Here is an 8923-nt window from a genome sequence, read left to right on the forward strand (position 1 = left end):
CCTGTGCTTAGTGTAACAGTTTATTTACCTTTAACTATGACTTCATCATTTTCAAGTACGATATCTACATGTTTTACTTCTGTATGATCTAAGTAGTAATCTGTGATTTTGTCGCGTACTTCTTGTTCAACAACACGACGTAACGGACGCGCACCCATTTCTTTGTCGTAGCCTTTGTCAATCAGCCAATCTTTGACATCTTGTGTAACGTTTATTGTGATTCCCTTTTTATCTAATGTTTTTTGAACATCTTCTAATAATAAGTTCACGATGTCTTGTAATGCATCTTTATCTAAATGTTCGAATTTAACGATACCATTGAAACGGTTGAGGAATTCAGGGCGGAAGAATTTTTTCATTTCATCCATAATATCATTAAATTCTTCATTTCCGTCACCAAAGCCAGCATTAGAAGTACAAATAATAATTGTGTTTTTAAAGTTAATGACATTACCTTGACCATCTGTTAAGTGACCATCATCCATAACTTGTAATAATAAAGTTAAGATTTGTGGATTGGCTTTTTCAATTTCATCAAATAAGATAACTGAATATGGATTACGTCTAACTTTCTCTGTTAATGTGTTTGAATTATCATCATAACCTACATAACCAGCAGTTGTTCCGATCATTTTAGATACGGCAGTTTGGTCACTATATTCACTCATATCTAAGCGAATTAACGCCTCTTTGTTACCGAACAAATCAATCGCTAACTGCTTTGCAAGTTCTGACTTACCTACACCTGTAGGGCCTACGAAAAGGAAGCTACCAATTGGGCGGTTTCCTTCATCGAATCCAGCACGATTACGACGAATTGCACGAGAAACAAGGTCAACAGCTTTATCTTGACCAATAATTTTATCTTTTAAGCGCTTATTGATTTTTTTCAATCTTTCGATATCACTTGCATCCATTTGAGATACAGGAATACCAGTTAAACGTTCTATTGAGTCAGACACGTCTTTTACAGTAGCTTTAGTATTATATTTGCCATTGTTGTTTTCTAATTTATCTTCTAGTTCTTTAATTTCTTTTTGGAATTTGTCAGCTTCTTTATACTCTTCATTACTCACGGCTTTACTTTTATCATCTTGTAATTGTGCAATGCGGTTTTCAATTTCTACTTTATCTACTGCAGGACTTTGTGCTGACAAGTGAGCTGCAGTAATATCTAGTACGTCAATAGCTTTATCTGGCAATAAACGTTGTGGAATATATTGAATTGATAAATCTACACAAGCTTTTAATACGTCATCTGGTAATTCAACATGGTGGTGTTCTTCAAATTTTTCACGGAGACCTTTTAAAATATTAAAAGTGTCATCAGGACTTGGTTCATTAACAAGTACTTCATTAAAACGACGTGCTAATGCAGCATCTTTTAAAATATTATTCCGATATTCATCTTGTGTAGTTGCACCAATAATTGAAAATTCACCACGGCTTAATGCAGGTTTAATTATATCTGATAACCCTTTACTACCAGAATCACCGCCAGTTGAACCTGAACCAATAATTTGATGAATTTCGTCAAAGAATAATACAACATTTTTCGCTTCTTTAACAGCTTCAACTAATTTTTGGATATTTTCTTCAAAAGCGCCACGATATTGTGTGCCAGCTTCTAAGGAAGAAATATCTACTGAGATGACTTCACTATCTTTAATAGATGCTGGTACGTTACCTTTAACAATGGCTTGTGCTAAACCTTCAACAATAGCTGTTTTACCTACACCAGCTTCACCAACTAAAATAGGGTTGTTTTTAGTACGTCTACTTAAGACTTCAGCAGTTTCTTGAATTTCTTTATCACGACCAATTACTGGATCTAATAAATCATCACGTGCTTCTTGTGTTAAATTGCGCCCAATTTGTTCCAAATAATTACTTTCATCATTTTGTCCTTGAGTGCTAGATTGTTGAAATGCACGCGCACTTTGCTCAGCAGAATTTCCGCCTTGTTGTTGCTGTTGTCGTAATTGGGCTAATTGTTCGGGAGAAACCTCTTTACCATTGATATAATATTTTTTATTACCATTATTAACAGATTCTTGCATATCTTGGAATATTTTTCTGAAAATTGAATCAAAATCATCATTGAAAAATCCATTACTCATACATATCACCTCTAAGAAATTTTAGAAATACTTAAGACAACAATTAAATCATGAATGCTTCGAATCAATAATAAATGAATTAATTAATTCATTTATTATATGTGTAAAGCTAATTCTTTAATGCCAATTGCTAATTAAATTTAAATCCCTACATATATTATTCCGCTTATAGTATATTGTTAAACATATTAAAAAATTATTTTTTATAACTGTCTATATTAAAGAATCAAAATTGTTAATTGCAGCTTGATTAAATCAAAAAGTATTTAATGCATTCTATAAATCACTTAAAAGTAAACAGGTATCAGTTTATTCAGGATTATTTAAAGATGCTAAAAAGAAATTGATCTAACCGAATTTATTTATCAAATTTTTGTTTGTGAAATTAAGATATATTTATTTGGTCTATATTTACGTTTTAAGATCTTATATAGACTTCTAGGTATAAAACTGTATAAAACACCCCTAACTCTTTAAAATACCCCCTTAAAATCCAAAATAAAGGTATTTAAATTTTAAATCGTTCTTGTGATAGAGTTTACTTAAAAGGAGCGTTTTCTATGTCTATTTTAATGTGGATTGGGATTTTTGTTGCAGTTTTTATTGGTGGTATGGGAGTGTTTTTATCTTAATATTTTGGAGAAAAGCAAAATAAATAGACCACGTATTTATGCCGAGAAAATTTATTGACCAACTTCGACCTTTATGTTATATATATAGTGAAAAATAGTTATATGCTTTATAGGGAGGGGTTGATATGAGTTTAGATAAAAATTCAAAAAAACTAATTCCTTTTAAGAATATGTCTAATTTTGATGGTGTATTTGAATTTAAGCCTTTTGTTGAATTCGAATTCAACAGTAATTGGGAAGAGTATTTAAATGATTTGGATTATGTCAAAAATATGAATCAAAAAATAGGTTAAATATGATAAGGAGTGATTGTTATGACTTATAATTTAAAACCATTTGGAAGAGATTATTTTGATATGACACCTAGTGAATTGTTTAGAGATTTTGGAAGACAATTTTTTAGTAATTTTCCTGATGAACAAGGTATAAAAACTGATATTAGTGAAAAAGACGATAGATATGAATTAAAAGCAGAGCTTCCAGGATTTTCAAAAGACCAAATAGATATTTCTTATGAAAATGGGACGCTAATAATTTCTGCTGAAAATAATCAGGTAAATGAAGAAAAAGATGATGAAGGTAAAGTCATTCAAAAAGAAAGATCTTATAGTAACGTGAAGAGAATGTATTCACTTAATAATATAGATGAAGATAATATTGAGGCTAAATTTGAAGATGGTATTTTATCTGTAGATTTACCAAAAACAGAAAATAGTCAAAGAAAAGTTATAGATATCAATTAATATAAAAAAGAGATGTGAAAATATTTTCACATCTCTTTTTTAGGGTTTTAAGCAACGAGTTGAAAACGAGTTTCTTCTTGTATCGATAATCATTGGAGGCGAAATTAATATCATTTTCCCATCTACATGTATATCTTTACCATGAATGGATTCAATAGATTTAATCTCTCCATATAAACCTTCTTCTTGTAATTTTTAAAATCACTTTGTAAGGTTATTCTACTTTTTCTTTCAGCTCATTATATCCAGAGTCGATTTCAAATCCCAAATCTTCTATCATCTTATAATCTAATTTATTAGGCTGTCCTCCAGTAATTAAGTAGTCTCCTACAAATATTGAATTTGCTGCCTTTAAGGCCAAAGGTTGTAGTGAACGCAAATTAACTTCTCTACCGCCAGCAATTCTAATTTCTTTAGATGGATTGACAATCCTAAATAGAGATATAAGTCGCAAGCACTTCATGGGTGTCAATTCATCCATTTCTCCAAACTTTGTACCTTTAATAGGATGTAAAAAATTAATAGGAATACTATCTGCATCTATTTCTTTTAAGGCAAAAGCCATATCTATGATATCTTGATTTGATTCTCCCATCCCACAAATCACACCAGAACATGGTGAAATATTGTTTTCTTTCATAATTTCTAAAGTGTTTGTTCTGTCCTTATAAGTATGGGTAGTTACAACTTCTTCATGATAGTTTTCACTCGTATTTATATTATGGTTATATCTATCAACGCCAGATGATTTGAGCTTCTTAGCTTGTTCATCATTAGTTAAACCAAGGCACGCACATATTTTCAGTTGAGGATGGTTTGATTTAATTTCTTCTACTGTTCTACTTATATGATCAATTTCCTTGTTACTAGGTCCTCGGCCGCTCATGACAATGCAATATGTACCTATGTTATTCTCGTGAGCTACTTTGGCTCCGCTAACAATTTGTTCTTCTGGCACTAGAGCGTATCTTTGCTTTTGTTTCATATCTCTAGATTGACCGCAATAACCACAGTTCTCCGGACATATACCACTCTTAGCATTTAAAATCATATTTAATTTCACTTTTTTTCCATAATAATGTTTTCTTAATATATAGGCTTCGTTCAATAAATCTAATGTATCTATATTAGGATTTTCATATATTTTCAATAACCTCTCTTTAGTTAAGGTTTCTCCTTTTAAAATCTTTTCAGCTAAATTCATATTAATCATCCTCATCTAATATATTGTGTAGTGCTTTTTCAAAAATATTAACCATTTTTTAAATTTCTTTATTTAATATGCTTAAAATTGGAACAAAAGTAACAATATTTTCTAAAGCAATGGAACATACTATTTGGTTACCGGGGTAAGTATAGCTATGTAAAAATGTATTAACGCTATGATTATCGCTTAAAAATGTTTTATAAATCTATTGAGAATTTAAAGTAGCAGCTAAAGGTAAATCCCCCCGTAATCGTCTTACCTAGACACATGATATCTAGCGCACATTTTCATGATTACAAGCAAACATTTCACCACTCTTTCCTATATCTGTATTAGTACTGATAATAAAACTAAGCGTTCTAAATGTAAACTAAAAAATAAAAAAGTTTACATTTGAGGTGAAGCACTCCCATTAAATACAAAAATAAATCTGACATTTATCTAAAAAAGAGAGGCCTTAATTACTAATATTCCAAAAAACTTCCTAGAAACTCTTGAAGTTATCGTCAGACTTCTGGTTTGCATTTAACCCTACGTTTAAATAATGGTATGACCAAGAAGGGAAAATATACTTTATATATACTGTTGATGATTTTAGACAAATTTTAAATTAATGAATAATAATTTACTGACTTAAAGTTAAAAATTGAATTTTCTAAAGGTAGTAAGGTATATCTAATGTTCTTCTTAGCAGTACATTTTCTATACGTTTATTTGCTGTAAACAGCTAAATAAAGTTACTCTTACGTTCTTTTGATCACGTATCGTAACATCTTTTAATTAAAAAGATAAACTTGAGTGATTTGGTACGAAAAGAATGAGTCATTATGATAGCGAAAAATCATTTTTATTCATTTAACTTTTGTACAAATCATTTATTTTTTATGCTGAAAGTAGAATAAAAAATAAGAGCATAAGGAAATACAATGCCACTGACGTGTCAATCAGCATAGCTGATGTATTTTATTACCATTCTTTCGTCATTTGATATTGCTATAAATACTGTTATAACAGTATTTATAGCACATTTATATTAGACAAAAATGCAGTGAGTATTTTTTATTCTATAAATTACGAATGGCATTGTTAATGTGATCCCCAATCCTATAAATAAAGCCTATTTAAAGGGCTTCAGATACCCTTTTATTCTAATAGAATAAAGAATTTTGAAGTTTTATTCTAATAGAATAAGCCATTTTTGAAAAAAGGAAATATCAAAAACGAAATTTAAGTAGTGATAGAAAACGAATTTGTGTTATTCATTGATACTTAAAATTTCAAAAGTAATAAAGGAAACCGCAAATTTTTTATGTTGAATTTTACGTTTTTTAAATTTATAAGGAGCTGTTTTGGTATAAAAAATTAGAAGTTTATTCATTTTTAATTTTTTAATCTCTTCTTTTTTAAAATCATTCTTGATATTTGATGATAAGAAAATGTGTTATAATTTACATAGATTGAAGAAAGAGCAAAGACTCCTCCTTCAACAATCATTAATTTATGATTTCTTTTTCAGACAGGCAATCATTGTTTTCATTTAAAGAGATTGATACCAAACCAAATTGAATTTTGTATCTTTTTAAAAATTTGATTGCTTGCATTTAGATAATTTTTAAAAATTTGATTGCTTGCATTTAGATAATTTTTAAAATATTAAGAAAAGGTGATGTTTATGGGAAAACATACTGGAAAACAAAGATTTTCAATTAGAAAATATACATTTGGTGCAGGTTCAGTTTTAATTGGATTGAGCTTATCTTTTACCATTCATTCTACTAAAGTAGAGGCAGCTGAAACGGTATCTGATGTTCAATCAAATATTGGACATGTGACAGATAGCGGAAAAAATGATGATAAACAAGGGATAGATGAAACAAAAGAAAATAGTCAATTAAATACGCAAGAAACTGCCAATGAACATTCTCAACATGTAGATGGACTTATAGATGAAAAGCAAGAAGGATTACATGAAACGACAAATGAAAAAGCAACATTTAAAGAACAAGAAAATTCTCCAGAAAAAACAAATTCAGAGCAAGATGTTGAAAGCACAGGAAATGGAAGAGATGAAAAACAGAATATTAACACAAACGAGAATTATCAAGAAGTTTCAGCGAAACAAGAAGAAACTAATTCTTCAGATAGGAAAATAAATAAAAATAATAATGAAGAGATAGAAGAAAACGCGAAATCTGAAGTCCAGAATGAAGATGATGTAAACGAAAACACGAAGTCTGAGGAACAGGACGAAGATGATGTAAACGAAAACACAAAGTCTGAGGAACAGGACAAAGATGAAGTAAACGAAAACACGAAGTCTGAGGAACAGGACAAAGATGATGTAAACGAAAACACGAAGTCTGAGGAACAGAATGAAGATGAAGTAAACGAAAACACGAAGTCTGAGGAACAGGACAAAGATGATGTAAACGAAAACACGAAGTCTGAGAAACAGGACAAAGATGAAGTAAAAGAAAACGCGAAGTCTGAGAAACAGAATGAAGACGAAGTGCAAAAAATTGCGAAGTTTGACGAACAAGATGAACTAAAAGAAAAAACTGGAACAAATTCAGAAAAAAATACTGCTGAAAATAATGAACAATCTGAAGAATCTAATGTAATAAATAATAAAATTACTGCTGATAGAACAACTGAAAAAGTAACTACTGCAAATAATTCGGCACCTGAAAATAATACTCAAATAACTACTAAGGAAATAGCAGACAGTGGTTTATTAATTAAATCTGACAATACAAATGATGAAGTCATTTCTTTAGAAGATTTAAAAAATAAATCAGATGAAAAAAATGTAGTAGAAAATAAGTTGAAAGCCACGAATTTAAAAACTAGAAGTTTAGCAGCGAGAGATGCACAAGTAACTGCTGTGAAGAATGCAGTTGGAGATACAACTGTTATTGGAGGTAAAGATGTAAATGATTTAATAAAGGTATCTAATGTTAAATACGCAGATGGTACTTGGACAAAAGGTAAGGCATATCCAATCAGTTTTGATTTAGATATTCCAAATGAAGTGAAACGAAATGATTACTTCGAAGTAAAAATGCCTAAAGAATTAAAGCCGACGTCAACTGATAGAGATAATGGTATTCTTTTAGGTGAAAATGAAAGTAATATTTATGCAAAAGGTACATATAGTACAGATAATAATTCATTTATATTTAAATTTACAGATAATGCAGAAAAGTATAAAGATAGAAAAGTAAATGTCTCTCTTATGCAAATTGTTAATTTTAAAACCACTCCGGAATCTGGAAATTATAATCTCGAACTTAAAGTTGGGAATCAAAAATTCAAAAATGCTAAAACAATTGTTTTTAATGGTGATGCTTCAACATCAAGTGTATTTCAAGAAACTGAAGTAAAAGAAAAAGAAGATGGTTATCATCCATATAATACAACATATACAATAAACGCTGTAAATAATTCTATAACTAATGCAACTGTTAAATTGACACCATATGTGGATAGTACTAAATCTACAAACGCTATAAGTCAATTTAATAAAAATGATACAAAGATAACTATTTATAGAGTAAATGATCGTACGACATTAAACCAGAGTGGTAGTGCAGAAAATGTTAATAAAACAGATGTAACATCACAATATAAACCAGTGTTTAATACTGATGGAACAATATCGATTGGGCTTAAGAATATAAGTTCGCCATACATTATTGTTGTTGATAGCAAAACTTCTAAACCATTTGTTGCAGGAACATTTATAGAAAGTAAAGTTAATTTGTCTGGATCTAATATTAGTAGTATGTCTAATACTAATAAAGTAGGTAAAGCTGCACCTTCTACGAGTAACTCTTCAGGTGTTATTGTATCTGATACGACACCACCGACAGTTGATAAGATCACAAATCAAACGAAAGAAGTGAACACAGCTATTGACTCAGTAACAATTAATGCAAAAGATGACAGTGGTAAACCGGTGAGAAATGATGTATATGGATTACCAGATGGCGTAACATATGATCCTTCGACGAATACCATTAGTGGTAGTCCAAAAGAAGTTGGAGACTATAAAGTCACGATTATTACTTCAGACAGCACTTATAATGAAACAATTACGGAGTTTACGATTACGGTGACAGATACAACAGCACCAACGGTGGAAAATATTCCAGATCAAGAAAAAGAAGTAAACACACCGATTGATTCAATCACAATTCAAAGTGAAGATAACAGTGGCAA

General features: G+C 30.1%; 5 protein-coding genes and 2 pseudogenes. 4 read left to right on the plus strand and 3 right to left on the minus strand.

Annotated features, from left to right (window positions below; translation table 11 throughout):
* Positions 1 to 20: 20 nt before the first annotated feature.
* Positions 21 to 2120 (minus strand): AAA family ATPase, encoded by a 2100-nt coding sequence (locus ACP7BT_RS10725; protein WP_041080313.1) that lies wholly within the window; start codon positions 2118 to 2120, stop codon positions 21 to 23.
* A gap of 250 nt (positions 2121 to 2370) precedes the next feature.
* Between ACP7BT_RS10725 and ACP7BT_RS10730 the strand changes: the two are divergent.
* The 3 genes and pseudogenes from ACP7BT_RS10730 to ACP7BT_RS10740 all read left to right on the plus strand — a co-directional run.
* A pseudogene (locus ACP7BT_RS10730) lies at positions 2371 to 2466 on the plus strand (protein rep); the annotation flags it as partial.
* 411 nt (positions 2467 to 2877) lie between these two features.
* Positions 2878 to 3045: a hypothetical protein gene (locus ACP7BT_RS10735; RefSeq protein WP_160279506.1), complete on the plus strand. Its 168-nt coding sequence runs from the start codon at positions 2878 to 2880 to the stop codon at positions 3043 to 3045.
* A gap of 21 nt (positions 3046 to 3066) precedes the next feature.
* Positions 3067 to 3495: an Hsp20/alpha crystallin family protein gene (locus ACP7BT_RS10740; protein ID WP_041080314.1), complete on the plus strand. Its 429-nt coding sequence runs from the start codon at positions 3067 to 3069 to the stop codon at positions 3493 to 3495.
* A gap of 214 nt (positions 3496 to 3709) precedes the next feature.
* Here the strand turns inward: ACP7BT_RS10740 and bioB are convergent, their stop codons facing one another.
* Both bioB and ACP7BT_RS10750 read right to left on the minus strand, forming a co-directional pair.
* Positions 3710 to 4699, minus strand: a complete 990-nt coding sequence (bioB, locus tag ACP7BT_RS10745) for a biotin synthase BioB (RefSeq protein WP_041080315.1) — start codon at positions 4697 to 4699, stop codon at positions 3710 to 3712.
* A gap of 58 nt (positions 4700 to 4757) precedes the next feature.
* A pseudogene (locus tag ACP7BT_RS10750) lies at positions 4758 to 5024 on the minus strand (aminotransferase class III-fold pyridoxal phosphate-dependent enzyme); the annotation flags it as partial.
* Between the two features lie 1350 nt (positions 5025 to 6374).
* Between ACP7BT_RS10750 and ACP7BT_RS10755 the strand changes: the two are divergent.
* The coding region (locus ACP7BT_RS10755; protein WP_426303769.1) for an Ig-like domain-containing protein at positions 6375 to 8923 on the plus strand (2549 nt) is incomplete at its 3' end.

It is taken from the genome of Staphylococcus sp. Y174-1 (assembly GCF_049897865.1).
In the GTDB taxonomy this organism is placed as follows: domain Bacteria; phylum Bacillota; class Bacilli; order Staphylococcales; family Staphylococcaceae; genus Staphylococcus; species Staphylococcus saprophyticus.

Coding starts and splice junctions, on each gene's coding strand:
- ACP7BT_RS10725 (WP_041080313.1), bottom strand. CDS start 2,120: ATGAGTAATGGATTTTTCAATGATGATTTTGATTCAATTTTCAGAAAA.
- ACP7BT_RS10735 (WP_160279506.1), top strand. CDS start 2,878: ATGAGTTTAGATAAAAATTCAAAAAAACTAATTCCTTTTAAGAATATG.
- ACP7BT_RS10740 (WP_041080314.1), top strand. CDS start 3,067: ATGACTTATAATTTAAAACCATTTGGAAGAGATTATTTTGATATGACA.
- bioB (WP_041080315.1), bottom strand. CDS start 4,699: ATGAATTTAGCTGAAAAGATTTTAAAAGGAGAAACCTTAACTAAAGAG.